The organism is Phenylobacterium sp. Root700 (genome assembly GCF_001429025.1).
Lineage (GTDB): Bacteria > Pseudomonadota > Alphaproteobacteria > Caulobacterales > Caulobacteraceae > Phenylobacterium.
On record NZ_LMHT01000007.1, the window covers coordinates 83415 to 108016 of the forward strand.

A 24602-nucleotide genomic window follows, 5' to 3' on the forward strand; every position below is an offset into this window, starting at 1 on the left:
CATGCGCTATCTCCCGCTCACACCGACCGACCGCGCCGAAATGCTGGCGACGATCGGCGTCGGCACGATCGACGACCTGTTCTCCGACGTGCCGGAGGCCGCGCGTCGCGCCGCCCTCTTCGACCTGCCGCTGCATGCAGGCGAACTGGAAGTGGAGCGGGAGCTGGCCGGCCTGGCCGCCATGAACCGGCCGGCCGGGGCGGGCCCGTTCTTCTGCGGAGCGGGGGCCTATCGCCACCATGTGCCGGCGACGGTCGACCACATCATCCAGCGGTCGGAGTTCCTGACCAGCTACACCCCCTACCAGCCGGAAATCGCGCAGGGCACCTTGCAGGTGCTGTTCGAGTTCCAGACCCAGGTCGCGGCCCTGACCGGTCTCGATGTGGCCAACGCCTCGATGTACGACGGCTCCACGGCCTGCGCCGAGGCGGTGATGATGTCGCAGCGTGTCACCCGCCGGAAGAAGGCGGTGCTGTCAGGCGGCCTGCATCCGCACTATGCGGCGACCACCCAGACCATCGCCCACGCCGAGGGCATGGACATTGTGCGCCAGGCCGCGGCTATCGACGCCGAAGCCGCCGTGCTGGACGCTATCGACGCCGAGACGGCCTGCGTGGTCGTCCAGACCCCGAACGTGTTCGGCGTGGTCACCGATGTGACCAAGATCGCCGAAGCCGCCCATGCGGCCGGCGCGCTGCTGATCGTGGTGACGACCGAGGCGGTGTCCTACGGCCTGCTGAAGTCGCCCGGCGAGATGGGCGCGGACATCGCCGTGGCCGAGGGCCAGTCGATCGGCAACGGCCTGAACTTCGGCGGTCCCTATGTCGGGCTCTTCGCCTGCCGCGAAAAGCTGGTGCGGCAGATGCCAGGCCGCCTCTGCGGCGAGACCGTCGACGCCGAGGGCCGTCGGGGCTTCGTGCTGACCCTGTCGACCCGCGAGCAGCACATCCGCCGCGAGAAGGCGACGTCGAACATCTGCACCAACTCGGGCCTCTGCGCTCTGGCCTTCACCATCCACCTCTCGCTGCTGGGCGAGCGGGGCCTGCGTGAACTGGCGGCGCTGAACCACTCCAAGGCCCGCGAACTGCGCGACGCCCTGGCCGCCGTGCCGGGTGTCGAGGTGCTGACCTCGCGCTTCTTCAACGAGTTCGCCATCCGCCTGAAGGGCGATGCGGCGAGCGTCGTCGAAACCATGCTGGCCGACGGCGTGGTCGGCGGCGTGCCGTTCTCACGTCTCGATCCGCACGCCGGCATGGACGACGTCCTGCTGGTGACCGCGACCGAGACCACCACAAGCGAACACATCCAAGCCTTCGCCTCGGCGCTCGCCGGGAGGACCGCATAATGACCATGCAGAATGTCGGCCGCCCGACTCGCCCCCAAGCCGCCTCCCAGAGCGGCCATACGTCCCTGACCGGAGGCCGCGGCCTGCTGCAGGACGAGGCGCTGATCTTCGAACTCGGCGGCTGGGACAAGACCGGCGTCGATCTGGCGAGCGCCGATCACGACGCCTCCGATCTTGGCGACCTGGTGCGCGCCGCGCCGATCGGCCTGCCGGGCCTGTCCGAGCCTGAGGCCATGCGCCACTACGTGCGCCTGTCCCAGAAGAACCACGCCATCGACCTGGCGCTCTATCCGCTGGGCTCGTGCACGATGAAGCACAACCCGCGTCTGAACGAGAAGGTGGCGCGCCTGGCCGGGTTCGGCGACCTACACCCGATGGCCCCGCAATCGACCGTCCAGGGCGCCCTGGCGCTGATGGACCGGCTGGCCCACTGGCTGAAGACCCTGACCGGCATGCCCGCCATCGCCCTGTCGCCGAAGGCCGGCGCCCACGGCGAACTCTGCGGCCTGCTGGCCATCCGCGCCGCCCATGAGGCGAACGGGCAGGGCCATCGCCGCACCGTGCTGGTGCCGACCTCCGCCCACGGCACCAATCCCGCCACGGCCGCCTTCGTCGGCTATTCGGTGGTCGAGATCGCCCAGACCGACGACGGCCGCGTCGACATCGTCGACCTGGCGGCCAAGCTGTCGCCGGACGTGGCGGCGATCATGGTCACCAACCCCAACACCTGCGGTCTGTTCGAACGCGACGTGATCGAGATCGGCCGCCTGACCCACGAGGCCGGCGCCTACTTCTATTGCGACGGCGCGAACTTCAACGCCATCGTCGGCCGGGTGCGTCCGGGCGACCTGGGCGTCGACGCCATGCACATCAACCTGCACAAGACCTTCTCGACGCCGCACGGCGGCGGTGGCCCTGGCGCGGGTCCGGTGGTGCTGTCGGCAGCCCTGGCCCCCTTCGCGCCAGCCCCCTGGGTCGTGGCCGGGGAGGGGGGCTTCAAGCTGGTCGAGGAGACCATTGAAGAGGCCGCCCAGGGCTTTGGCCGCATGAGCGCCTTCCATGGCCAGATGGGCATGTTCGTCCGCGCCTACGCCTACATGCTGAGCCACGGCGCCGACGGCCTGCGTCAGGTCGCCGAGGACGCGGTGCTGAACGCCAACTATGTGAAGGCCAAGCTGTCGCCGGTGATGACCGCAGCCTTCCCGGACGGCCCCTGCATGCACGAGGCGCTGTTCGACGACGCCTGGCTGGAAGGCACCGACATCACCACGCTCGACTTCGCCAAGGCGATGATCGACGAGGGCTTCCACCCGATGACCATGTACTTCCCGCTGGTCGTGCACGGGGCGATGCTGATCGAACCGACCGAGACCGAACCCAAGCAGGAACTGGATCGTTTCTGCGAGGCGCTGACCGCCTTGGCGCTCGCCGCCAAGGGAGGCGACGTGGACCGGTTCAAGGGCGCGCCCTACCTCGCGCCCCTGCGCCGCCTCGACGAGACCCAGGCGGCCCGCAAGCCGCGCCTGACGTGGCGACCCGAAGACAAGAGTGTGTCTCCGGCGCCGCTCGCGGCCGAATAGGCCTCGGTGGACAAAATTTAACGGCAGGGGTGTCTTTACGACTCCCTGTTACGTTCTCATATCGGCAAGGCTCCCGACCGCTGGTCCTCCCCCAGTGCCGCGCGCGGGCGCGATCCAGGTTCGAACGTAAGTGTCTCTCGCCATGCCCAGCGTGCGCGGCCAACGCGCCTCCGACGCCGTCACTCGCGATCTCGCGGGGCGACTCGCGCGTTTCGGCCTGGTCATGCTTGGATCGCTGATCGTGGTGGCGGGGATCGCCGTCGCGCCGCTGCCCGGTCCGGGTGGGATCCCCGTGATCGTCGTCGGCCTGATGATCGTGCTGCGCAACTCGTTCAAGGCGCGGCGGCAGTTCGTGCGCCTGCAACATGCTCACCCGCGGGTGATCTCACCGATACGGCGGCTGCTGCGGCGTGACCCGCATATCATTCAAATGTTCTGGCATCAGGCTTTGAAGATCGAGCGTCTTCTGGCGCCTAAGGGCCTACGCTTTATGGTTCGCAGCCGACGCCTTTTCAGGCGTCGGCGCTAAACCCTACTGGAGCTTGGAGCCCAGCTGGCTGATCGCACGATCGATCAGCGGGTCGGTCTTGGAGCTGGCGAGGCGCTTGGTCAGCACGACTTCAGCGGCGGCCGCGGCCATGTCGGCGGCTGCAGCCTTGACCTCGGCCGCGGCCTGGGCCTCGGCGTTGGCGATCTTGCGTTCGGCGAGCAGCTGGCGGCGAGCGAGGCTCTCTTCCAGCTTGGCCTTGGCTTCGATCTCGTAGCGGCGGGCTTCGTCCTGGGCGGCGGCCAGCATGTCCTTGGCCTGGGCCTCGGCTTCGACGCGCTCGGCCTTGAGTTGGGCCAGCAGACGCTGGGCCTCTTCACGGATACGAGCCGCTTCGTCCAGGTCCGCCTGGATCTTGGCGGTCGTGGCGTCGAGGGCCGCATTGATGGCCTTCGGGGCCTTGGCCACGAAGATCACGATGCCAAGGAAGATCAGCAGGCCGACGCCGACCCACATCTCCGCATTAGCGGGGTTGAGGAAAGCAGGCATCAAGCGGCTCCTTGAGCGGTAAGCGCCGCGTCGATCTCGGCTGCGGTCACCTTTTGACCGGTCAGCTTTTCAACCATGGCCTGGGCCGTCTCGCCGGCGATGCCGCGGACGTTGGACATGGCTTGATCGCGCAGGCCGCGAATGCGGGCTTCGGCTTCGCTCATCTGAGCGTTCAGACGTTCGTCCTCGGCCTTCTGGCTGAGCGCCAGTTCGGCCGCGGCCTTGGCCTTGGCGTCGGCGGCGAGGCTGCGCGAACGGGCGCGGGCTTCGTCGATCTCGGCTTGGGCGGCCTTGGCTTGCGCCTCGGCTTCGGCTTGAACGCTGCGCGCCTGATTGACCGCTTCGGCGATGGTGGCCTGGCGGTTGTCCTGGATCTTGCGGAGCCGCGGCACGAAGACCTTGGCGAGCAGGATGTACAGGACGGCGAAGATCAGGAAGAGCCAGACGATCTGGCCGCCCCAATGTTCAAACTTGAACTGGGGCAAACCGCCGCTCTCGCTGCCATGGGCGGCGACTTCCGTCGTACCGGCCGGAACGTGGTCTCCGTGCGCGGCGGTGTCGCCGGCGCGGATATCCGCGCCCGGCGGGGGTGTGGTCTCGGCGGCCATAAGGCTTAGACGTCCTTAAAGCGCAGGCTGAGGACGCGACGATATCGGCGCGCCCTCTGGGACCTGCGGATCTTGGCTTAGGAGAAGAGGATGAGCAGGCCGAGCACGAAGGCGAGAATGCCCAGAGCTTCGGTCAGAGCGGCACCGAGGATCAGGTTGGTGAATTGGCCGCCGGCGGCCGACGGGTTGCGCGTGGCGCCCGCCAGGAAGTGGCCGAAGATGGTGCCGATGCCGATGCCCGAGCCGATCATGCCGAGGGTCGCGAGGCCCGCGCCGATGTACTTAGCCGATTCCGCGTCCATAGTTTTCAGTCCCGTTTGGTAGGTTGATAGAGGTGAGTTTTTCGCTCGGTGATCAGTGATGATGACCGAGATTGACCACGTCGTTCAGATAGACGCAGGCCAGAACCGCGAACACGAAGGCCTGCAGGAAGGCCACCAGGAACTCCAACGCCGTCAGCGCCACGACGCCGCCCAGCGAGAGCGCCGCGCCGGGGATGCCCAGCATGCCCAGGCCGCCGCCGGCCGCCATGGCGCCCAGCGAAACCACGAACCCGGCGAACACCTTCATGGCCACGTGGCCGCCCAGCATGTTGCCGAACAGACGAAGGGCGAGGGTCACGGGACGCAGCAGGAAGGAAATGATCTCGATCGGGGTGACCAGGATCAGCATGTACCAAGGCACGCCAGCCGGGACGAACAGCTTGTACATGTTCGCGCCGTTGCGAAGGACGCCGTAGCCGACGACCAGCAGGATGGTCATGACCGCCAGCGCGGCCGTCACGGCGAGCTGCGAGGTGGCGGTGAAGACCAGGAACAGGCCGAGCACGTTCATCGCCAGGATGAACATGAAAAGGGAGAAGACGAACGGGAAGAACTTACGGCCTTCGTGACCGATAATTCCTGCGACCAGATCGTCGATATAGCTGAAGACGCCTTCGCCGATCACCTGCAGGCGACCCGGAACCACGGCGGCTTTAGAGGTGGTGATGGCCAGGAAGCCCACGACAATGGTCGCGGCCAGCAGCATGGCGACCGTGGAGTTGGTGATCGACATGTCGATCACGCCAACGCCGGGCAGCGTGAAGGCCAGTTCGGGCAAGCCCGCGATCTTCTGGATCTCGAACTGATGCATCGGATCGGCCATGCCGCGACGAACTCCTCAATCTTCCTCGTCGTCGAAGGGGATGTCCTTTGCAGGACCCCATTCCTTCGCCGCCTCGGCAGCCATCCGCTGAGCCGAACTTACGGCCATCCAAATCGAAATACCGAAGCCCCCAAGGAGCCCGATGATCATCCCCCAGGGCGCAGTCTTGAAGACAACGTCCGCCCCAGCGCCCAAGGCCAAGCCCACAAAGACGCCGCCTATCAGCACGCCCATGAGGCGATAGCCGTAGCCGGCGGCCTTGGAACCGTAGTCGTGCGTTACCGGGGCTGTTCGCGCCTCAAGCGCGTCAGCCCTTTCGTCGAGGCGCCTAATGGCCTCTTCGCGCGAATTTTCCGGATGCGGCATGCGTTGTGGCCTATGTGACCACGACGACGCCCGCCGCGGCCGGGGCTTCAAGTCGCGCGGAACCTACAGACGCGGGCGTAGTGCGTCAAGGCTGGGGTTGTGCTATTTACGGCCTTGTATTTATTGGATTTTCGGGCGTCGCGACAACTCGTCCACCCCACCCGAGCCCTGCATTCGTGACGCTGACCAGGGCTCGCCTCTAGAATCCTGACAAACCTCGCCTATTGGGCCGCCATGGCCGCGGCCTGCCGCAGGTCGACGGAGACCAGTTGCGAGACGCCGCGCTCGGCCATGGTGACGCCGAACAGGCGATCCATCCGCGCCATGGTCACCGGATTGTGGGTGATGGCGATGAAGCGGGTCTCGGTCCGCCGGCGCATTTCGTCCAGCAGATTGCAGAAACGGTCGACATTGGCGTCGTCCAGCGGGGCGTCGACCTCGTCCAGCACGCAGATCGGCGCCGGTTGGGCCAGGAACACCCCGAAGATCAGGGCGCAGGCGGTCAGGGCCTGCTCGCCGCCGCTCATCAGGCTCATGGTCGCCATGCGCTTGCCGGGCGGACAGGCGTAGATTTCGAGGCCGGCCTCCAGCGGATCGTCGGACTCCACCAGCCGCAGTTCGGCCTGGCCGCCCTGAAACAGCGCCTCGAACAGCGCCTTGAAATGCTCGTTGATGATGTGGAAGGCGGCCAGCAGGCGCTCGCGACCTTCGCCGTTCAGTTCGTCGATGCCTTGGCGCAGGCGCGCGATGGCCCCGGTCAGGTCGGCGCGCTCGGTGTGCATGGTCTCCAGGCGGGTCGCGTGTTCGCCGGCCTCTTCCTCGGCTCGCAGGTTCACCGCGCCGATCGAGTCGCGCTGGCGTTCCAGATTGTAGAGGTGGGCCTCCATGCCGCCGGCGTCGGTCGGGATGGCGACGGCCTCGTCGGCCAGCTTGCGGCCAAGCTGTTCGGGTTCGATCCGAGCGGTCTCGCGGATCTGGCCGGTGATCTCGGCCAGACGCTCGATGGCGGCTTCGAGCTTGGCGGCCAGGGAGGCGCGCAGTTCCCGGGCTTCACCGGCGGCGGCCTCGGCGGCGCGCAGGGCGCGGTCGGCCTCGGTGCGGGCCGCTTCAGCCTGGGCCAGGGCGTCGGACGACTGGGCGCGGCGCGCCTCGGCGGCGGCCAGTTCGTCGAGCAGCTTGATCAGGCGTTCCTGGTGCGAGGCCGGCGCCTCCAGGGCCTTGTCGAGAGCGCTCTGCGCCGCGCCGCGGGCGCTCGTCAGATGCTCCAGGCGCTTGGCGGCGGCCTGCGAGCGGCGGGTCCAGTCGCCGGAGTCGCGCGTCAGGTTCTCGAACCGGCGGGCGCGGCCGTCGCGTTCGCGCACCTCGATATCGACCGCCGCGCGGGCCTGGGCCGCGGCTTCGCGGGCAGGACCGGCGGCGGCGCGCGCCTGGGCCAGTCGCGCCGCGAGGTCGCCGACCGCCGCGTCGCCTGCGGTCTCGGCCAGGGCGACCTGCAGGGCGGCCTCGGTCTCGGCCAGTTCGCCTTCGAAGCGGCGGATGACGTCGTCCAGCGATTGGGCGTGGGCCTCGCGCCGGGTGGCTTCGCGGTCGAGCTTCTCCAGATTGTTGCGTGCGGCCGAGACCTTTTGCTCGGCGGCGGGCGGCTCGCGCCGGGCGTTGCGCAGGCCGTCCTCGGCGGCGCGCACCCGGGTGCTGGCGGCTTGTAGCGCGTCCTTGGCGACCTGGGCCTTGGGGGAGATCGCCTCGATCTCGGTCTCGACCTCGGCCAGCCGGGTCTTCTGCTCCATGCGGATGGCGGCGGGCTTGGGCGCGTCGGCGCGGGCGGTGAAGCCGTCCCAGCGCCACAGGTCGCCTTCGCGCGACACCAGCCGGCAGCCGGGCGGCAGGCCCGGTTGCAGCCGGTCGCCGTCCTCGCGCTTCACCAGCGCGGTGAAGGCCAAGCGGGCGGCGAGGGCGCTGGGGGCCTTCACCAACGGCCCGAGCGGCTCGGCGCCCGGCGGCCAGGTCGGGGGCTCGGCCTCGCGCCCGCCCCAGAAGGCCGGCGCCTTGGGATCGAGCGCGGCGTCGAGGTCGTCGCCGAGCGCGGCGGCCAGCGCCTTCTCATGGCCCCTGGTCGGCGCGACCTCGTCGAGAGCCGGGGTGAAGCCGCCGCGACGTTGCTGGGCGACGATCTGGGCCAGGGCGCGGGCCTCAGCGGTCAGTCGGCCGAGTTGCTCATCCTGCTTGCGGGAGACTTCGCGGGTCTCGGCTTCAAGGGCGGCGGCCTTGCTGCGCTCGTCCTCGGCGGTTTCCAGGGCGGCGCGGACGGCGCTCAGCACCGCCTGGGTCCGTTCCAGCTCCTCGCGCGCCGCCTCGATCTGCGGGGTGATGGCGGGGCCGAGCTGCTCTCGTTCGGTCTTGGCCTGGTCCAACGCGCGGCGGGTGCGCGAGACGCGGCTTTGCGCCTCCTCGACGCGGGCCGCGCCGGCCCGGCGGCGGGCCTCGTCGGCGGCGGCCTGGGTGGCCAGTTCCTCGACGGCCTTGTCGGCGGCGACGCGGGCGGCCTCGGCGGCGCGCGCGGCTTCCTCCAGCTCGGGCGTGCGTTCGGGGGCGGCGGCGATGGCGGCTTCCAGCGCCTCCAGGTCTTCGGACATGCGCTTGCGCGCGGTGTCGGCGTCCTCGACGATCTGGGTCTCGCGGGCGCGGTCGGCGTCGATCCGGCCGACATCGGCGCTCAGCCGCGCGACCTCCGCGGCCAGGGCCTCGCCCTCGCGCTCCAGCCGATCCTTGTCGATGGCCAGGCGGTGCAGGATGGCCGCGGCGATGGTCTCGGCCTCGCGCAGCGGCTTGATCGCCTCCTCGGCCTGGGCGGCGCGGGTGGTCGAGGCCGCGGCCTCGCGGGTGTGGGTCTCGACGGCGGCGATGGCGTCGTTGGCCTCGGTGCGCAGCCGCGCGGCGGTGTCGCGCGCCTCGGCCCAGCGCGAAAAGAGCACCGCGCCCTGCAGCGCCCGGATCTCGGACGACAGCTTCTTGTAGCGTTCGGCCTGTCGCGCCTCGCGCTTCAGGCGGTTCAGCGCGCTTTCCAGTTCGCGGGCCACATCGTCCAGCCGCGCCAGGTTGGTCTCCGCCGCCCGCAGCCGTAGCTCGGCCTCATGCCGGCGCGAGTGCAGGCCCGAGACGCCGGCGGCTTCTTCCAGGATCAGCCGGCGGTTCTGCGGCTTGGCGGCGATCAGTTCGGAAATCTGCCCCTGGCGCACCAGGGCCGGCGAGTTCGAGCCGGTCGAGGCGTCGGCGAACAGCAGCTGGACGTCGCGGGCGCGGACCTCGCGGCCGTTGATCTTGTAGGTCGAGCCCGCGCCCTTATCGATGCGGCGGACCACCTCCAGCACGGGGGCGTCGTTGAAGGCCGGCGGCGCCTTGCGCGCGGCGTTGTCGATGGTGAGCGTGACCTCGGCGTGATTGCGCGAGGCGCGGTTGCCGGAGCCGGCGAAGATCACGTCGTCCATGCCGCCGGCGCGCATCGCCTTGGCGGAATTGGCGCCCATCACCCAGCGCAGCGCTTCCAGCAGGTTCGACTTGCCGCAACCGTTCGGCCCGACGATGCCCGTGACTCCGGGCTCGATCCGAAATTCCGTCGGATCGACGAAGGACTTGAAACCGGAGAGTCGGAGTCTCTGGAAATGCACGGCGCCCGGTTGGCCTCCTATTTCCTGGAGGCTTGCGTGACAGCGGCGTCGAGCTCGGCTGCGGTCATCGGACCGACCTTGGCTTCCTTGCCGTTGAAGAAGAAGGTCGGCGTGCCGCTGACGCCCTGCTTGATGTTGGCCTCGACCCGCGCATTGAGGGCGCTCAAGGCCGCCTCGTCGGTGATGCAGGCCTTCACCTGATCTTCGGACAGGCCCCCGGCCTTGCCCGCGTTGACGATAGCGGTCAGGGCGTCGCCGGTGCGGGCCATTTCCTCATGGCCCGCGAACATGGCGTCGATGACCGTGAAGTACTTATCCTTGCCGGCGCAGCGGGCGATCAGGAAGCCGGCCGCGGCCACTTCCTGCGGCGGGGTCAGGATTTCGCGCAGGGTGTAGTGGACCTTGCCGGTGTCGATGTACTTCTTCTTGAAGGCCGGGAAGACGTCGTTGTTGAAGGCCGCGCAGTGGCTGCAGCTCATCGAGGCGTATTCCACCATCCGGACCTTGGCCTTGGGGTTCCCCAGGCTCATCTCGCCGGTGGCGGGCGCGGCTGTCGCCGAACCGGCCGCAAACATCAGGGCGCCAAGAGCGGCGACAAGGGCGATGCGGCGGTTCGGCTGAGCCATGGGCTTACTTCGAGGCCTCGGCGACGGCGGCTTCCAGCTCGGCCAGGGTCATCTCGCCTTCCTTGGCCTTCTTGCCGTTGATCATGAAGGACGGGGTGGCGGTGATCTTGTCGACCTTGATGGCCTTTTCGACGCGATCGTTCAGCGCCTTGAGCGCCGCTTCGTCGGTGATGCAGGCGTTGAACTTCTCTTCGGTCAGGCCGGCCGACTGGGCGGTCCGCAGCAGGATGCCGCGCATGTCGCCGGTCGTGAACATTTCCTGCTGGGCGTGGAAGATCGCGTCGGTGACGTTGAAATACTTGTCCTTGCCGGCGCAGCGCGCGGTCAGGAAGCCGGCGGCGGCGACCTCGTTCGGCGGGGTCAGGAATTCCTTGAAGGTGTAGTGCACCTTGCCGGTGTCGATGTATTTCGCCTTGAAGGCCGGGAAGACCTCATTGTTGAACTTGCCGCAGTGGCTGCAGGTGAGGGAGGCGTACTCCACCATTTTCACCTTGGCGTTCGGATCGCCCATGGTCATGTCGGCGGTGTCGACGGTCGCGGCGCCCTTGGAGCAGCCGGCCAGGGCGAGCGTGCTCAGAGCAGCGGCGACAAGAAGGCGACGGTTGAAGTTCGGCATGGGCACCTCTGCGGAAGTCCGAATGAAAGATTAAAGCGCGATTCCCGCCGGCAGGAACGTGCGGCGACAGCTAAAGTCAACCGGTGTGGCGGCGCAGGACGCCTCGACCCAAGCTGAGCAATGCGGCTTTCAGAGGGCCGTCGGGGACCTCGGCCAGGCCTCGAGCCAGTTCGGCCTCCTGGCCGGCGTCCAGCGGCACGACCCGCCGGCGCACCGTTTTGAGGGCGGGACCGGTCAGATTTCGCAAGGGGCCTTGCACGATCCGCAGCTTGTTCACGGTGCCGGCGCCGAGGAACAGGTTCACCCGCGCCACGATCTCCGGAGCCTGATGCTGGATCAGCGCCGCCGAGGCGCCGGCCACCCGGATCTCCAGGGCCGAGGGCCCGCCGCCGCGCGGCTTGGTGAGCTTCACCGGCTCAGTGCGCTTGGCGATGTCGACGCCGACGATCTCGCGCCAGCGGGCCTGGAGCGCGCCGGGGCCCTGGCCGAATTTCTCGTCGAGGTCCTTCAGCAGCCGCCGCAGACCGCGGCCCGCCACGGGCGGCGGGCGGTGCTGCGGCCGCGTGCGCTTGCGCGACAGGATCGCGGCGGCTTCCGCAGGCGTGGGAAGGGGGCGGGACATCGGGCGACCATACATCAAGGCTCCCCGTTGAAGCGAGGATCGGGTAGCGAGATGTGGTGAACGCCGAAACGCTCCGCGCCAAATTGCTCGCCTGGTACGACGCCGGCGCCCGTGACCTCGCCTGGCGGGTGGGGCCGGCCGACAATCGCGCCGGGGTGCGGGCCGATCCCTATCGGGTCTGGCTGTCCGAAGTGATGCTGCAGCAGACCACCGTGCCGCACGCCACGCCCTATTTCCTGAAGTTCACCGCTCGCTGGCCGACCGTCATGGACCTGGCCGCCGAGGAGGACGGGGAGGTGATGGCCGCCTGGGCGGGGCTTGGCTACTACGCCCGCGCCCGCAATCTTCTGGCCTGCGCGCGCGCCGTCGCTCGCGACCATGGCGGGGTGTTTCCGAACAGCGAGGAAGGCCTGCGGGCGCTGCCGGGGCTCGGCCCCTATACGGCCGCCGCGGTCTCGGCGATCGCCTTCGACCGGCCGACAAATGTTGTGGATGGAAATGTCGAACGGGTGATGTCGCGGCTGTTCGCGATCGAAGAGGCGCTGCCGGACGGCAAGACCGAGCTGAAGCGGCTGGCCGGCGCCCTGGTCCGCGATGAGCGTCCCGGCGACTGGGCCCAGGCGTTGATGGACCTCGGCGCCACGGTCTGCCGACCCAAATCGCCGCTGTGCGATCGCTGCCCGGTGTCGGAATTTTGCGCGGGCCTGGCTGGCGGCGAGCCCGAAACCTATCCGCGCAAGGCCGCCAAGGTGGCGCGGCCCCATCGCAACGGCGTGGCCTATATCCTCACCCGAGGTCACGAGGTCGCCTTGATCCGCCGCCCGCCCAAGGGCCTGCTTGGCGGCATGTTAGCCCTGCCGACCAGCGACTGGCGGGCCATCGGCTGGGACGACCAGGAGGCGCTGGCCGCCGCGCCGGTCGGCGCCGATTGGCGCGCGGTGGGAGAGGTGGAGCACGTCTTCACCCACTTCAGCCTGACCTTGCGGCTGCTGCGGGCCGATGGCGACGCCGACGGGTTTATCTGGACGCCGCGCGCGGGCCTCGACGCCTTGCCGAGCGTGTTCCTGAAGGCCGCCCGGGCGGGGCTGAGCAACCTGCTCTAAAAAAACCTCGTCATCCTAGGCCTTGTGCCTAGGATCCCTTTGTCGGCGGCGAGGCGTTTGATGGCCCGGCACGGCGATTCCACCGCACGAAAGTCCACGGTCAGGTCAGCTGCGCGCGGGGTCCTAGGCACAAGGCCTAGGATGACGAGCGGGTGAGCTGTGGACCTAAGCCGACGGCATCGCCGAGCGGATCTTCGAGCGCAGGACGTCGATGGGGGCCAGGCCCTTGTCCGACTTGAAGTGCCAGTAGGTCCAGCCGTTGCAGGCCGGGGCCGACTGCACCATCGCGCCGACCTTGTGGATCGAACCGGACAGGTCGCCGACCACTAGGCTGCCGTCGGCGCGTACGCGCGCGGCGTGGGCGCCCTTGGAACAATAGAGGGTGTCGCCGGGGCTGAGCAGGCCAGCTTCCAGCACCTGGCCGAACGGCACGCGCGGCTCGGACTTCTTGGAGCCGGTGACCTCAAGGTCGCGGGCCGCCATCGGAATGACCTTGGAGATCCGGTCACGGGCGAGGTTCACGTACTTCTCGTCCTGCTCCAGGCCGATATAGCGGCGGCCCAGGCGCTTGGCGGCGGCGCCGGTGGTGCCGGTGCCGAAGAACGGGTCGAGGATCACGTCGCCGGGCTTGGTCGAGGCCAGGATCAGGCGGTGCAGCAGGGCTTCGGGCTTTTGGGTCGGGTGGGCCTTGGCGCCGTTCTCGTCCTTCAGCCGCTCCTCGCCGGTGCACAGCGGGAAGGTCCAGTCCGAGCGCATCTGTACGTCGTCATTGGCCATCTTCATGGCGTCGTAGTTGAAGGTGTAGCGGCGCGAGCCCCGGCCCTTGGCGGCCCAGATCAGGGTCTCGTGGGCGTTGGTGAAGCGCGTGCCCTTGAAGTTCGGCATCGGGTTGGCCTTGCGCCAGACGATGTCGTTGAGCAGCCAGAAGCCGAGGTCCTGCAGGGTGGCGCCGACCCGGAAGATGTTGTGGTAGCTGCCGATCACCCAAAGGGCGCCGTCGTCCTTCAGCACCCGGCGGCACTCGGTCAGCCACTCGCGGGTGAACTTGTCATAGGCCGCGAAGCTCTCGAACTGGTCCCAATGATCGTCGACCGCGTCGACCTTGGAATTGTCCGGGCGCAGCAGGTCGCCGCCGAGCTGGAGGTTGTAGGGCGGGTCGGCGAACACGAGGTCGACCGACTTCTCGGGCAGCTTCTTCAGCTCCTCGATGCAGTCCCCGTGGATGATAGTGTCGGCCGAAACGCCCATGTCGTTAACCTCGATCTCCGGAGTCAGAATCCTGAGTCATCGTGGTGAAGGGGGTGTTGAAAAACGTGGTTAGCAAAAGGTAAATCGTCCGTTCGCCACCTAAAATCATGCTCAGGCGCGCCAGTTCACCGCCGCTCCATGCGGATGAACGTCGGCCAGGACCCGTTCCTCGCCGCCCGGCCAGAGGGTGAGGCGCACCTCCATGCCCGCTAGGTTCTCCGGCGGCGGCTCCATGCGCAACCAGGCGAGGGGCGCCTGCGTGGTGGCCCCAACGCCGAGATACTCGATGGTTTTGCGCAGGGCGGCCTGGCTCTCAGGCGGCATGTATTGCCAGAAGACCGAATGGTAGATGACGGTCGCAGCGCCCGGCGCTGGTCCCGCCATTCTGGCGGTCCATTCGACGGCGTCGGCGGCCTCGACCTTGATGTTCCGCGCCAGGGCCAGGTCGATGGCGGCGCGCAGCCGGTCCAGCCGCTCGAACTGATCGGGCCAGACATAGGCGAGCAGCCGGCGGCGCTGGATGGGATCAGTCAGGTCCACGGGACGCCGGTCGCAGGCGGCGCGGTCGATCACCTCGACCTTGGCGTGCAGCGGTGGCAGGGGACCTGACCATTCGGTCGGGAGACGCACCGGGCTGTCCGGCCCCCAGGCGGCGTCGGCCAGGCTGTAGCGATATTGGTCCCAGGAAAGATTGAGCCCGGCGCTGGCGGCGATCTCGAAACAGCGGAGCGGCAGGCCGGTCTCCTGCGCGATGGTCAGGAAGCCGCCGAGCAGACAGACCGAGCGCCGCACCTCGTTGGTCTGCGGTTCGTGTTGCATGAAGGCGGCGAGCCCTGCCTGGTGTTCGACCATGGCACGGGCCGCCTCCTGCCAGGCGGCTTCAGCGTTGGCGGTCGCACCGGGCTTGGGATAGGCGGCCGTGAGCGCCGGAGCATCGCCGCTCAACACCAGGTCATGCAGGGCGCCCAGCAGCCGCAGCGGCACGGCGGCGGAGATGATCGCCTTGACGTCGGTCCCCATCCACGGCGCGAGCAGGGCGGTGACCGGGCCGCCGGCCTCGAGATCGGCGGCGGCGAGATTCAGCAGCTCAGCGTGAAACGGCGAGCCCAGAAAGGCGCAGGCCCTGGATTGGAGGCGCAGGGCTTTGGCGAGATCGTTGCTCATATCCCCACGAACGTGCGCGGGGGACGAAAGCGTCAATCTTGATTCAGACGATCAATCGACGACCAGCTCGCCGCGCTCGATCAGCAACAGCCGCACCGGCTCCCAGCTGCGCCGATGGATGGCGCAGGGGCCGAGCGTGCGCAGCGCCTCGACATGGACCTGGGCGTGATAGCCCTTGTGGGCGGCGAAGCCGTAGCCGGGATAGACGGTGTCCATCTCGGTCATCAGCCGGTCGCGGGCCACCTTGGCCAGGATCGAGGCCGCGGCGATCGAGGACGAGATGGAGTCTCCCTTCACCACCGTCTTGATCTCGCAGGGCAGCTTGAAGCGGTAGTTGCCGTCGACCAGGGCGAAGGCCGGGGTGATCGCCAGCGCCTCGACCGCGCGGCGCATGGCCAGGCCGGTGGCCTGCAGGATGTTGAGCTCTTCGATCTCCTCGACGGAGGCGAGCCCGACGCCCCAGGCTAGGGCCTTGTCCTTGATCTCCAGCTCCAAGGCCGCGCGGGCCTTGGCGGTCAGCTTCTTGGAGTCGTCCAGGCCGGCCGGCAGCCGGGCTGGATCGAGGATCACGGCGCCGGCTGAGACCGGCCCGGCCCACGGACCGCGCCCGGCCTCGTCGACCCCGCAGACGGGACCGGGGCAGGCCATTTCCAGCAGCATGTCGGGCATCAGCGGCCGACCCGTTTCACCTGGGCGTGGCGGTGGCAGCAGGTCAGATGGTCGTTCACGAAGCCGGTGGCCTGCATGAAGGCGTAGACGATGACCGGGCCGACGAACTTGTAGCCCTTGGCCTTCAGCGCCTTGGACATCTCCTCGGCGACGCGGGTCTGGGTGGGCACCTGGTCGATGCGCTCCCAACTGTTCTGGATCACCTTGCCGTTGGTGAAGCTCCACAGGAACTGGGAGAAGTCCTCGCCCTTCTCGCGCATGTCGAGATAGATCCGCGCGCCATTGATGGCGGCGTCGATCTTGCCGTTGGAGCGCACGATGCCGGCGTCGGCCATCAGCCGGGCGCGGTCTTCCTCGCCGAACCGGGCGACGATCTCGGGATCGAAGTCGGCGAAGGCCGCCCGGAAGGCGTCGCGCTTACGCAGGATGGTGATCCAGGAGAGCCCGGCCTGGAAGCCGTCCAGCACCAGCTTCTCCCACAGCGCGCGCGAGTCGTACTCCGGCACGCCCCACTCGGTGTCGTGATAGGCCTCATAAAGCGGGTCGCCGGCCATGCCGCGCCAGCCGCAACGAATCAGGTCGCCGGTCATGGCCGCGAGTTTTGGCGCTGGGGCGCCCTCGTAGCAAGCTGAGCGGCGCAGGCGACCATGCCGCGTTGTGCCGGAGGCGCGCCGCAGTCTAGCATTGTCCCCATGCCGCCCTCCTCGCGCTTCGCCTATATCGACAGCGCCCGCGCGATCGCCGCCGGGCTCGTGGTCTGGCAGCACTCCACCGAAATGTTCGTCCGGCTCGCGCCGGAAGCGGCCAATCGCTGGATGCTGGACGTGGCGAACGCCGCCGATTTCGGCCGCATGGGCGTCATCGTCTTCTTCGCGATCAGCGGCTTCGTCATTCCGGCGTCCCTGGACGGGGACGGGCCGGGGACCGGTCGCACCTTCCTGATCCGGCGGTTCTTCCGGCTGTTTCCCGCCTACTGGCTGTCGATCCCCCTGGGGATCTTGGCCTGCTGGCTGCCGTTCGGATCGGTGATGCCCGGCCGCGACCTGGCGCTCAACTTCACCATGCTGCCGGAGATCCTGGGGGCCAAGCCGGTGCTCGGCCTCTATTGGACCCTGGCCTACGAGCTTGGCTTCTACGCCCTCTGCCTGGTCCTCTGGCGCCTGGGCCTGCTCAGCCGGGCCTGGACCATGCTGATCCTGCTGCTGGCCTCGACCGCGCTGGGCGGCGTCTTGATCCTGGGCGCAGTCTACTTGCAACGGGCCGAACTCGGCGGCGCCGCGCTCACCGTCCTTTGCTTCGGCGCGATGTTCGCCGGGACCTGCTGGCGGGCGTGGCTGGACGGGGCGATGGCCGACCGGCTCCAGCGGCTGGCCGGGGGCCTGGCGCTGCTGGGCTGGCTGGTCGTGCTGCCGCTGGGCTGCGCGGCGGTCTATCTGGTCAGCGGCCAGCAGAACACCTTCTTCGTGCGGCTTCCGGCCAGCTACGCCGGCGGTCTGCTGATCTTCCTGCTGCTCACCACGGTGGTGCGGATCAACTGGCGGCCCTTGGCCTGGGTCGGGCTGGTCAGCTACTCGCTCTACCTGTTCCACCCGGTGGTGCTGTACCCGCTGTTCAAGCTCTTCGAGGGGCTGGGCCTGCGGCACGTGAACCTGGCGCCGCTGACCCTGCTGACCTTCGTCCTGGCCATCGCCTTCTCGGCGGCGGTCTTCTACGCTGTCGAGCGGCCGGCGATCGGGCTTGGCCGACGACTGACGCACCGCCCGCGGGCCGCGGTTCTGACGCCCGCCGAGGAGGTCGTCTAGGGCGGGGGACGAGGCATGGCCTTCGAAGGTTTCCAGCTGTCGCGCATCGACGTGGGGGAGGCGACCCTGCGTGTGCGGCACGGCGGTTCTGGCCCGCCGCTCCTGCTGCTGCACGGCTACCCCGAGACCCACATGATGTGGGGCAAGGTAGCGGGCGACTTGGCCCGCGACTTCACCGTCGTCGCGCCCGACCTGCGCGGCTATGGCGAGAGTTCCAAGCCCAAGACCACCGACGATCATGAGCCCTATTCCAAGCGCGCGATGGCGCGGGACGCTGTCGCGCTGATGGCTGGTCTAGGCTTTGAGACCTTCAATCTCGCTGGGCATGATCGCGGCGGCCGGGTGGCCTATCGGCTGGCGCTGGACCGGCCCGAAGTCGTGCGCAAGCTGTCGGTGCTCGACATCATCCCCACCGCCGATGTCTGGCGGTTGGCCGACAGGCGGTTCGCGCTCGCTTATTGGCACTGGTCGTTCCTGGCCCAGGCCCATCCGTTCCCCGAACATTTCATCGCCGCGGACCCGGTGAACTTCGCCTTCCGCATCGCCCAGGGCGCGCGCTATTTCGACCCGCACGCCTATGCGGATTATGTGAAGGCGCTGGGCGACCCGGCCGTCGTGCACGCCATGTGCGAGGACTATCGCGCCGGCGCCCGCTACGACGTCGCCGCCGACGAGGCCGACCGCGGCGTGCGCAAGATCGCCGCCCCGGTCCAGGTGCTGTGGGGCTCCAGGGGCGCGGTGGGCGCCTGGTACGATCCCTTGGCGATCTGGCGTGATTGGGCGGGCGACGTCACCGGCCAGGCCATCGACGCCGGGCACTTCATTCCCGAGGAACGACCGGCCGAGACCCTGGCCGCGTTGCGGGCGTTCTTCCTCTAGGCGGCCGCCGGCGGATTGGCCGCGTCGCCGATCCAGTCCGGCCGCTCGGTCCGAACCAGCTGTCCGTCTGCGGTGAGCTCGCCGTCCACGATCCGGTCCAGCCGGACCAGGGCGATGGCGCGGCCGTCACGGCCCGACAGCACCTCGCCGGCGCGGCGCTCGCCGTTCAGCACCTCGGAGCCCGAGGCCGGCGGCGCGCCGTCGAAGTCGATCGGCAACATGCGGCTCTTGATCTGGCCCCGGCGCTTCATGCGCGAGGTGGTTTCCTGGCCAATGAAACAGCCCTTCTTGAAGTCGATGCCGTTCAGGAGGTCGAAATTGGCTTCGATGGGGTAGGTCTTCTCCACGCCCCAGTCGGCGGGACCGGGCACGCCCAGCGCCAGGCGATGGACGTCGTAGTCGGCCTCCTCGGCGTTCGGCGTCGCAGCCACGCCATAGCCGCGCCAACCCAGGGCCGGGAGGCGCGGATCGACGATCCAGCCTGCGCCGGGGTCTGAGCCGAAGGCCGCAAGCACCGGGGTCTCGTCGGCGGTGATCTGAACCTTGGCCCGCAGCCGGTACATGGTCAGGCGCATGATCAGCGCCTCGCGATGGGCGGCTTCCACGTCGATCCAGGCCCCGTCGCCCTGGCCGATCACGAACAGATCGAACAAAAGCCGGCCCTGCGGGTTCAGCAGAGCGCCGAACCGCGCTTCTCCAGGGGCCAAGGTTTCGACGTCCTGGGTCAGTAGTCCCTGCAGGAAGCCTCGCCAGTCCTCGCCGGACACCGCGATGAGCGCTCGGCTGGTCAGGGCGGCGATGGAAGGATTTGTCGTCATGGATCAGCAGTTAAGGGCTCGGCGGGTGGAGCGCCAGCGGCAGGAGCCCTATAGAGAAGCGATGGCGCACGGGTCCTTCCCGATTCTGTTCATTACCGCGACCCGAATTGGTGATGCGGTTCTCTCCTCCGGCCTTATCCGCCGACTGTTGGAAGAGATCCCCCATGCCCGGTTCACGATCGTCGCCGGCCCGGCCGCCGCGCCGCTGTTCGCCGACACGCCGAACCTCGACCGGGTCATCGTTTTCGAGAAATCCAAGAACGGCGGCCACTGGCTGCGGCTCTGGCGCCAGGTCCGCCGTCGCAAGTGGGGCCTGGTGGTCGACCTGCGCGGCTCGGCGATCTCGCAGTTCCTGAAGCGCGACCGCCGCGCGGTGTTCAAGCGCAGCGCCGGCGCGCCGGTCCACAAGGTGGTCGAGGCCGCGCGCCTGCTGAAGATCGAGGGCGATCCGCCCGCGCCCTACCTGTTCACGTCCGAAGCCACCGAGGCCTACGCCCGCGAACTGACCGCCGGCAAGGGACCGATCCTAGCGCTGGCGCCCGCGGCCAACTGGGGCGGCAAGACCTGGCCGGTCGAGCGCTTCGCCCAGGTGGCGATTCAGCTGCTGGACGGCCCGCTGTCAGGCGGACGGCTGATGCTGCTGGGCGGGCCCGACGACGCCACCGCGATCTCGGCCCTGCGCAGCGTAATCCCGCGCGAACGGACCATCGACCTGGCGGGGAAGGTCGAGCTGCTCGCCGCCTATGCCTGCCTGAAGCACGCACGGCTGTTCATCGGCAACGATTCGGGCCTGATGCACCTGGCCGCCGCCGCCGGCACGCCGACCATCGGTCTGTTCGGGCCGTCGGACGAACAACTCTATGGCCCGTGGGGCCCCGACACCCGCGTCGTGCGCGGCCCGCGCAGTTTCGAACAGATCCGCGCGGTTGACCCGGGGCTTTCGCAGGCGCTCTGTCACATGATGGACCTTCCGGTGGAGACGGTGACCGCCGCCGCCAAGGACCTGCTCGCGAAAACCCAGACCTAACTCAAGACCCAGGACGACACATGCCCGAGACCTTCGACCTCATCGTTAGGGGTGGCGAGGTGGTGAACCACGCCGGCCGCGGGTTCGCCGATGTGGGCGTGCGCGACGGAAAGATCGTCGAGATCGGCGACCTGTCGCAGGCCTCGGCCGGCGAGATCTTCGACGCCAAGGGCCTGACCGTCCTGCCGGGCGTCATCGACACCCAGGTCCACTTCCGCGAACCGGGCCTGGAGTGGAAGGAAGACCTGGAGACCGGCTCGCGCGCCGCAGTCCTGGGCGGCGTGGTCGCCGTGTTCGAAATGCCGAACACCGAGCCGACCACCACCGACCCGACCTCGCTGACCGACAAGCTCGCCCGCGCCAATCACCGCATGCACTGCGATCACGCCTTCTATGTCGGCGGCACCCACGAGAACGCGCCGTTCCTGGGCGAGCTGGAGCGTCTGCCCGGCTGCTGCGGGATCAAGGTGTTCATGGGCGCCTCGACGGGCAGCCTGCTGGTTCAGGACGACGAGGGCATCGAGCAGGTCCTGCGCCATGTGAACCGCCGCGCGGCTTTCCACTCCGAGGACGAGTACCGCCTGGCCGAGCGCCGGCCGTTGGCCCGCACCGGCGACTGGACCAGCCACGAGGAAGTGCGCGACGCCGCCTCGGCGCTGGAATCCACCCATCGCCTGGTCCGTATCGCCAAGGCGCTGGGCAAGCGCATCCACGTCCTGCACGTGACCACGGCCGAGGAGATGACCTTCCTGGCCCACCACAAGGACGTCGCCACCGTCGAGGTGACGCCGCAACACCTGACCCTGACCGCGCCGGAAGCCTACGAGCGGCTGAAGGGCTACGCCCAGATGAACCCGCCGATCCGCAACGCCTATCACCAGGCTGGCCTCTGGCACGGGATCGCGGCCGGCATCGCCGACGTGCTCGGCTCCGATCACGCCCCGCACACCAAGGAGGAGAAAGCCCGGCCTTATCCGGCCTCGCCCTCGGGCATGCCCGGCGTGCAGACCCTGGTGCCCATCATGCTGACCCATGTGGCGGAAGGCCGGCTGTCGCTGGAGCGCTTCGTCGACCTGACCAGCCATGGCGCGAACCGGGTGTTCGGCATGGCCGACAAGGGCCGTCTGGCGGTCGGCAACGACGCCGACATCACCGTCGTTGACCTCAAGGCCCGCCGCACCATCCGTCACGAGGACATGGCCAGCCGGGTCGGCTGGACGCCCTTCGATGGTTTCGAAGCCAAGGGCTGGCCGGTGGCCACGATCATCCGTGGCCGGGTGGTGATGCGCGACGACGAGATCGTGGCGCCAAGTTTGGGCGAACCGGTTCGGTTCTCGGAAACACTCGGCGGTTAAGCTCTCCTCCGTGGGGAAGGTCTTGGCGCTGCGGCGCCAAGCGTGACAGGCTCAGTCACGGTTTCGGGGGAGTACATGTCGCGGTCCGACGCCGCCGTCGAGTTGGACGGCCAAGGCCTGACTTTTGTCCAGAGCATAGAGCCGCGAGGCTTTCTCTGGCTCAGCCTGAAACATGGGCTGCTGAATCTCGTCACCCTGACCACGCATCGGTTCTGGGGCCAGAGCGAGGTTCGCCGCTGGATCTGGAACGCGACCGATCTCGACGGCGAGCCGCTGGACTATGTCGGCGGCGGCCTCGAACTGTTCCTGGGTTTCCTGCTCAAGGTCCTGACCATCGGCGGGCCGTTGCTGGCCGCGGTGCTGGCGGTCCAGGCCTGGGGGCCGTTGTGGGGCGCGCCGGTCGCCGCCGCGGCCTGGCTGATCATCGCCTTCATCGACGGCTTCGGCCGCTTTGGGGCGTTTCTCTACATGGCCAGCCGCACTGAATGGCGCGGCGAGAACTTCGAACTGGAAGGCTCGCCCCTGGCCTTCGCCCTGGCCCATATGCGCGACGCCTCGCTCTGCCTGGCGACCTTCGGCTGGTGGCAACCTGTCGCCCATCGCCGGCAGGCGCAGAGCCTGTGGGGCGGCCTGACCTTTCAGGGCCGGAACTTCCGCTTCGACATGGCCGCGTCCAATCGCAGTCCGGTCTACAGCGCTTACGCGATCGGCTGGTTCGGCACGGTCATGGTGCTGCTGTTCGGCGCCGGCGTTCTGCTCGGCCTGGCGTCCGGGTTCTTTCCGACGCCCGAGGTCGGCGCGGCGCCGAGTATCGGACAGCTGCTGGCGCTGTTCGCCCTGACGGTCGGGCTCTGGGTGCTGCTGACGGTGATCTGGGCGCCGTATCAGGCCGCGCGCCGCACTTCGATCGCCGCCGGGCTCGGCTTCGCCCTGCCGATCGGGTGGGGGGACATGGCGCGGCTGAACGCCGTCAACGCCTTCCTGCGGTTCGCATCGCTGGGCGTCCTGGCGCCCGTCGTGCAGGCCCGGACCAGCGCGTTCTTGCTGGCCCGGCTGCGCGGAACCTTGACGGCGCAATAGCTCGCCCGCCGAGCAAATCTATCTCGAACGCAGGCTGGCGGGCCTCGCGTCGGGCGGTTAAGGCTAGGGCATGGACGCCAAGATCCGCCTTTCCGACGCCCCTTTCCGCGACGCTCGTTACGCGCCCCGGCAGCTTCTGGTGGAGGACCGGCCCGGCGGCGAGCGGGTGCTGACCAACCCCACGGCGTTTTCCACCGAATTCACCACACTCACCCAGGCCCTGGACCGCTGGGCGCGCGAAGCGCCGACCCGGACCTGGCTGGCCGAGCGTTCGGGCGAGGGCTGGCGGACGGTGTCGTTCTCGCAGGCCCGCGAGGCGGTGCGCGCTATCGCCGGCGGTTTGCGCGAGTTGGGCGTCGTCGGAACGCGGCCGCTGTTGATCCTGGCCCGCAACGGTATCGACCACGCGCTGGTGAAGTATGCGGCCATGAGCCAAGGCATGCCCGTGGCGCCGGTTTCTCCGCAATACGGCCTGCCCGGCGCGAACCTCGCGCGGCTGGCCCACGCCGTCGAGGTGCTGAAGCCGTCGGCGATCTACACCGAGGATGCGGCGCTGTTCGCCGAGGCGCTGGAGGCGCCGTTCCTGGCCGGCCTGCCGGTGATCGCCGGCAAGAACGCGCGGCCGGGCGACGCGCCGCTGGAGCGGTTGGCGCGGGCAGGGGGCGTCGACGCCACCGCCCGGCCGGACGACCACGCCAAGTATCTGCTGACCTCAGGCTCCACCGGCCTGCCCAAGGCGGTGATCTGCCTGCACCGCAATATCGCGATCAACTCGGCCCAGATCATGGCCTGCTTCGCCGACGACGAGCCGCCGGTGATGGTCAATTCCGCGCCCTGGAGCCACAGCCTGGGCGCCAACTCGATCCTGCACATGTCGCTGCATCGCGGCGGCACGGTCTATATCGACGCCGGCCAGCCGACGGCGGGGCGTTTCGCCGAGACGGTGCGGAACCTGAGGGAGGTTTCGACCACCTATCACAACATGGTCCCAGCCGGCTGGATGCTGCTGGCCGGTGAGCTCGAGCGTGACGAGGAGCTGGCGCGGACCTTCTTTTCGCGCGTGCGCGTGCTGCAATATGGCGGCGCCTCGCTGGGCCAGGACATCTCCGACCGCATCCAGGCGGTGGCGATGGCCACGGTCGGCGAAAAGATCAGCTTCGCCTCGGGCTATGGCGCGACCGAAACCGGCCCGACCGCCTGCAATGTTCATTGGCAAAACGAGCGGATGGGCCTGATCGGCCTGCCGGTGCCAGGCACCTCGGTGAAGCTCATCCCGTCGGCGGGCAAGCTGGAGTTCCGGGTGAAGGGGCCGCAGGTGACGGCCGGCTATCTGGGACGGCCGGAACTCTCCGCCGAGAGCTTCGATGAGGAAGGCTTCTACCTCCTGGGCGACGCGGCCCGGTTCGTGGAGCCGGCCGAGCCCAGCCAGGGCATGGCCTTCGACGGCCGGATCTCCGAGAACTTCAAGCTGGCCAGCGGCACCTTCGTCGGCGTCGGCGACCTGCGGATCAAGGCGGTCTCGGCGGTCGGCGACGCCGTCACCGACGCCGTGGTCTGCGGCGAGGGCGCCGAGGGCGTGGGCCTGCTGTTCTATCCCAACCCGACGATGACGCCGCAGGAAGTCGTGGTGGCCGTGCGCATGGGGCTGGAGCGCTTCAACGCCCAGGCCAAGGGCGCGGGCGGCCGTATCAGCCGGGCCCTGGTGCTGGACAGCCCGCCCGACGCGGGCGCCGGTGAGATCACCGACAAGGGCTACATCGCCCAATCCCTCGCCCGCACCCTTCGGGCCGAGGCGGTGGAGCGACTGTTTTCCGATCCTGTTTCATTTGACGTGATGGTGTTCTGAC

At 68.7% G+C, this 24602-nt stretch carries 24 protein-coding genes; 10 read left to right on the forward strand and 14 right to left on the reverse strand.

Features of this window, described 5'->3' with window-relative positions:
- Position 1 precedes the first annotated feature (1 nt).
- The 3 genes from gcvPA (at position 2) to ASE02_RS02695 (ending at position 3454) form a co-directional block, all read left to right on the forward strand.
- A complete protein-coding gene (gene gcvPA / locus ASE02_RS02685) occupies positions 2 to 1345 on the forward strand; it encodes an aminomethyl-transferring glycine dehydrogenase subunit GcvPA (RefSeq protein WP_056730899.1) in 1344 nt (447 codons plus the stop codon).
- A complete protein-coding gene (gcvPB, locus tag ASE02_RS02690) occupies positions 1345 to 2925 on the forward strand; it encodes an aminomethyl-transferring glycine dehydrogenase subunit GcvPB (protein WP_156405887.1) in 1581 nt (526 codons plus the stop codon). Before gcvPA ends, gcvPB begins: the two co-directional genes overlap by 1 nt.
- 142 nt (positions 2926 to 3067) lie before the next feature.
- Entirely contained in the window at positions 3068 to 3454 is a 387-nt protein-coding gene (locus ASE02_RS02695) for a PGPGW domain-containing protein (protein ID WP_056730903.1), read from the forward strand.
- 3 nt (positions 3455 to 3457) lie between these two features.
- On the opposite strand, the gene ASE02_RS02700 is transcribed toward ASE02_RS02695, so the two are convergent.
- From ASE02_RS02700 to ASE02_RS02740, 9 genes are all read right to left on the reverse strand, one after another.
- The gene (locus ASE02_RS02700) at positions 3458 to 3961 is read right to left on the reverse strand and encodes a F0F1 ATP synthase subunit B (RefSeq protein ID WP_056730904.1); all 504 of its coding nucleotides are present in this window, start codon (positions 3959 to 3961) and stop codon (positions 3458 to 3460) included.
- Positions 3961 to 4569, reverse strand: coding sequence for a hypothetical protein (locus tag ASE02_RS02705; protein ID WP_082601841.1), 609 nt, complete (start codon positions 4567 to 4569; stop codon positions 3961 to 3963). The genes ASE02_RS02700 and ASE02_RS02705 overlap by 1 nt, the downstream gene beginning before the upstream one ends.
- A 77-nt stretch (positions 4570 to 4646) precedes the next feature.
- The gene (locus ASE02_RS02710) at positions 4647 to 4871 is read right to left on the reverse strand and encodes a F0F1 ATP synthase subunit C (protein WP_056730905.1); all 225 of its coding nucleotides are present in this window, start codon (positions 4869 to 4871) and stop codon (positions 4647 to 4649) included.
- Positions 4872 to 4923: 52 nt separating this feature from the next.
- A complete protein-coding gene (locus ASE02_RS02715) occupies positions 4924 to 5715 on the reverse strand; it encodes a F0F1 ATP synthase subunit A (protein WP_056730907.1) in 792 nt (263 codons plus the stop codon).
- A 15-nt stretch (positions 5716 to 5730) separates the two neighbouring features.
- Positions 5731 to 6081 carry an AtpZ/AtpI family protein gene (locus tag ASE02_RS02720; RefSeq protein WP_056730909.1) on the reverse strand — a complete coding sequence of 117 codons (351 nt, stop codon included), beginning with the start codon at positions 6079 to 6081 and terminating at the stop codon, positions 5731 to 5733.
- 221 nt (positions 6082 to 6302) lie between these two features.
- Entirely contained in the window at positions 6303 to 9746 is a 3444-nt protein-coding gene (locus ASE02_RS02725; protein ID WP_056730911.1) for an AAA family ATPase, read from the reverse strand.
- Positions 9747 to 9763: 17 nt separating this feature from the next.
- Positions 9764 to 10372: a thioredoxin domain-containing protein gene (locus ASE02_RS02730; protein ID WP_056730913.1), complete on the reverse strand. Its 609-nt coding sequence runs from the start codon at positions 10370 to 10372 to the stop codon at positions 9764 to 9766.
- Positions 10373 to 10376: 4 nt separating this feature from the next.
- Entirely contained in the window at positions 10377 to 10988 is a 612-nt protein-coding gene (locus tag ASE02_RS02735; RefSeq protein WP_056730915.1) for a thioredoxin domain-containing protein, read from the reverse strand.
- A 76-nt stretch (positions 10989 to 11064) separates the two neighbouring features.
- Positions 11065 to 11610 carry a DUF721 domain-containing protein gene (locus ASE02_RS02740; protein WP_056731251.1) on the reverse strand — a complete coding sequence of 182 codons (546 nt, stop codon included), beginning with the start codon at positions 11608 to 11610 and terminating at the stop codon, positions 11065 to 11067.
- A 53-nt stretch (positions 11611 to 11663) separates the two neighbouring features.
- Between ASE02_RS02740 and mutY the strand changes: the two genes are divergently transcribed.
- Positions 11664 to 12713 carry an A/G-specific adenine glycosylase gene (gene mutY / locus ASE02_RS02745; protein ID WP_056730918.1) on the forward strand — a complete coding sequence of 350 codons (1050 nt, stop codon included), beginning with the start codon at positions 11664 to 11666 and terminating at the stop codon, positions 12711 to 12713.
- Positions 12714 to 12878: 165 nt separating this feature from the next.
- Here the strand turns inward: mutY and ASE02_RS02750 are convergent, their stop codons facing one another.
- The 4 genes from ASE02_RS02750 to ASE02_RS02765 all read right to left on the reverse strand — a co-directional run bounded on the left by ASE02_RS02750 (position 12879) and on the right by ASE02_RS02765 (position 16384).
- The gene (locus ASE02_RS02750) at positions 12879 to 13961 is read right to left on the reverse strand and encodes a site-specific DNA-methyltransferase (RefSeq protein WP_056730919.1); all 1083 of its coding nucleotides are present in this window, start codon (positions 13959 to 13961) and stop codon (positions 12879 to 12881) included.
- Positions 13962 to 14072: 111 nt separating this feature from the next.
- Positions 14073 to 15125: a DUF2332 domain-containing protein gene (locus tag ASE02_RS02755; protein ID WP_056730921.1), complete on the reverse strand. Its 1053-nt coding sequence runs from the start codon at positions 15123 to 15125 to the stop codon at positions 14073 to 14075.
- Between the two features lie 51 nt (positions 15126 to 15176).
- Entirely contained in the window at positions 15177 to 15794 is a 618-nt protein-coding gene (locus ASE02_RS02760; protein ID WP_235536583.1) for a ribonuclease HII, read from the reverse strand.
- Positions 15794 to 16384, reverse strand: a complete 591-nt coding sequence (locus ASE02_RS02765; protein WP_056730922.1) for a DNA-3-methyladenine glycosylase I — start codon at positions 16382 to 16384, stop codon at positions 15794 to 15796. The genes ASE02_RS02760 and ASE02_RS02765 overlap by 1 nt, the downstream gene beginning before the upstream one ends.
- 102 nt (positions 16385 to 16486) lie before the next feature.
- Between ASE02_RS02765 and ASE02_RS02770 the strand changes: the two genes are divergently transcribed.
- Together ASE02_RS02770 and ASE02_RS02775 are read left to right on the forward strand one after the other, a co-directional pair.
- The gene (locus tag ASE02_RS02770; protein ID WP_056730924.1) at positions 16487 to 17596 is read left to right on the forward strand and encodes an acyltransferase; all 1110 of its coding nucleotides are present in this window, start codon (positions 16487 to 16489) and stop codon (positions 17594 to 17596) included.
- A 15-nt stretch (positions 17597 to 17611) separates the two neighbouring features.
- Positions 17612 to 18475, forward strand: coding sequence for an alpha/beta fold hydrolase (locus ASE02_RS02775; RefSeq protein ID WP_056730926.1), 864 nt, complete (start codon positions 17612 to 17614; stop codon positions 18473 to 18475).
- Here ASE02_RS02775 and ASE02_RS02780 read toward each other — a convergent pair.
- Complete coding sequence (locus tag ASE02_RS02780) at positions 18472 to 19293, reverse strand: folate-binding protein YgfZ (protein ID WP_056730928.1); 822 nt, start codon at positions 19291 to 19293, stop codon at positions 18472 to 18474. The two genes, ASE02_RS02775 and ASE02_RS02780, sit on opposite strands and share 4 nt — an antisense overlap.
- A 61-nt stretch (positions 19294 to 19354) precedes the next feature.
- Between ASE02_RS02780 and ASE02_RS02785 the strand changes: the two genes are divergently transcribed.
- From ASE02_RS02785 to ASE02_RS02800, 4 genes are all read left to right on the forward strand, one after another.
- Positions 19355 to 20320, forward strand: a complete 966-nt coding sequence (locus ASE02_RS02785) for a glycosyltransferase family 9 protein (protein ID WP_056730930.1) — start codon at positions 19355 to 19357, stop codon at positions 20318 to 20320.
- Between the two features lie 20 nt (positions 20321 to 20340).
- The gene (locus ASE02_RS02790) at positions 20341 to 21675 is read left to right on the forward strand and encodes a dihydroorotase (RefSeq protein WP_056730932.1); all 1335 of its coding nucleotides are present in this window, start codon (positions 20341 to 20343) and stop codon (positions 21673 to 21675) included.
- Positions 21676 to 21750: 75 nt separating this feature from the next.
- Positions 21751 to 22755 carry a DUF898 family protein gene (locus ASE02_RS02795; protein ID WP_056730934.1) on the forward strand — a complete coding sequence of 335 codons (1005 nt, stop codon included), beginning with the start codon at positions 21751 to 21753 and terminating at the stop codon, positions 22753 to 22755.
- A 70-nt stretch (positions 22756 to 22825) separates the two neighbouring features.
- Complete coding sequence (locus tag ASE02_RS02800) at positions 22826 to 24601, forward strand: feruloyl-CoA synthase (protein ID WP_056730936.1); 1776 nt, start codon at positions 22826 to 22828, stop codon at positions 24599 to 24601.
- Position 24602 lies beyond the last annotated feature (1 nt).

Bases quoted from the DNA above. Each gene is read 5' to 3' on its own strand.
- gcvPA (WP_056730899.1), top strand. From the start codon at position 2: ATGCGCTATCTCCCGCTCACACCGACCGACCGCGCCGAAATGCTGGCG.
- gcvPB (WP_156405887.1), top strand. From the start codon at position 1,345: ATGACCATGCAGAATGTCGGCCGCCCGACTCGCCCCCAAGCCGCCTCC.
- ASE02_RS02695 (WP_056730903.1), top strand. From the start codon at position 3,068: ATGCCCAGCGTGCGCGGCCAACGCGCCTCCGACGCCGTCACTCGCGAT.
- ASE02_RS02700 (WP_056730904.1), bottom strand. From the start codon at position 3,961: ATGCCTGCTTTCCTCAACCCCGCTAATGCGGAGATGTGGGTCGGCGTC.
- ASE02_RS02705 (WP_082601841.1), bottom strand. From the start codon at position 4,569: ATGGCCGCCGAGACCACACCCCCGCCGGGCGCGGATATCCGCGCCGGC.
- ASE02_RS02710 (WP_056730905.1), bottom strand. From the start codon at position 4,871: ATGGACGCGGAATCGGCTAAGTACATCGGCGCGGGCCTCGCGACCCTC.
- ASE02_RS02715 (WP_056730907.1), bottom strand. From the start codon at position 5,715: ATGGCCGATCCGATGCATCAGTTCGAGATCCAGAAGATCGCGGGCTTG.
- ASE02_RS02720 (WP_056730909.1), bottom strand. From the start codon at position 6,081: ATGCCGCATCCGGAAAATTCGCGCGAAGAGGCCATTAGGCGCCTCGAC.
- ASE02_RS02730 (WP_056730913.1), bottom strand. From the start codon at position 10,372: ATGGCTCAGCCGAACCGCCGCATCGCCCTTGTCGCCGCTCTTGGCGCC.
- ASE02_RS02735 (WP_056730915.1), bottom strand. From the start codon at position 10,988: ATGCCGAACTTCAACCGTCGCCTTCTTGTCGCCGCTGCTCTGAGCACG.
- ASE02_RS02740 (WP_056731251.1), bottom strand. From the start codon at position 11,610: ATGTCCCGCCCCCTTCCCACGCCTGCGGAAGCCGCCGCGATCCTGTCG.
- ASE02_RS02750 (WP_056730919.1), bottom strand. From the start codon at position 13,961: ATGGGCGTTTCGGCCGACACTATCATCCACGGGGACTGCATCGAGGAG.
- ASE02_RS02755 (WP_056730921.1), bottom strand. From the start codon at position 15,125: ATGAGCAACGATCTCGCCAAAGCCCTGCGCCTCCAATCCAGGGCCTGC.
- ASE02_RS02760 (WP_235536583.1), bottom strand. From the start codon at position 15,794: ATGCCCGACATGCTGCTGGAAATGGCCTGCCCCGGTCCCGTCTGCGGG.
- ASE02_RS02765 (WP_056730922.1), bottom strand. From the start codon at position 16,384: ATGACCGGCGACCTGATTCGTTGCGGCTGGCGCGGCATGGCCGGCGAC.
- ASE02_RS02770 (WP_056730924.1), top strand. From the start codon at position 16,487: ATGCCGCCCTCCTCGCGCTTCGCCTATATCGACAGCGCCCGCGCGATC.
- ASE02_RS02775 (WP_056730926.1), top strand. From the start codon at position 17,612: ATGGCCTTCGAAGGTTTCCAGCTGTCGCGCATCGACGTGGGGGAGGCG.
- ASE02_RS02780 (WP_056730928.1), bottom strand. From the start codon at position 19,293: ATGACGACAAATCCTTCCATCGCCGCCCTGACCAGCCGAGCGCTCATC.
- ASE02_RS02785 (WP_056730930.1), top strand. From the start codon at position 19,355: ATGGCGCACGGGTCCTTCCCGATTCTGTTCATTACCGCGACCCGAATT.
- ASE02_RS02790 (WP_056730932.1), top strand. From the start codon at position 20,341: ATGCCCGAGACCTTCGACCTCATCGTTAGGGGTGGCGAGGTGGTGAAC.
- ASE02_RS02795 (WP_056730934.1), top strand. From the start codon at position 21,751: ATGTCGCGGTCCGACGCCGCCGTCGAGTTGGACGGCCAAGGCCTGACT.
- ASE02_RS02800 (WP_056730936.1), top strand. From the start codon at position 22,826: ATGGACGCCAAGATCCGCCTTTCCGACGCCCCTTTCCGCGACGCTCGT.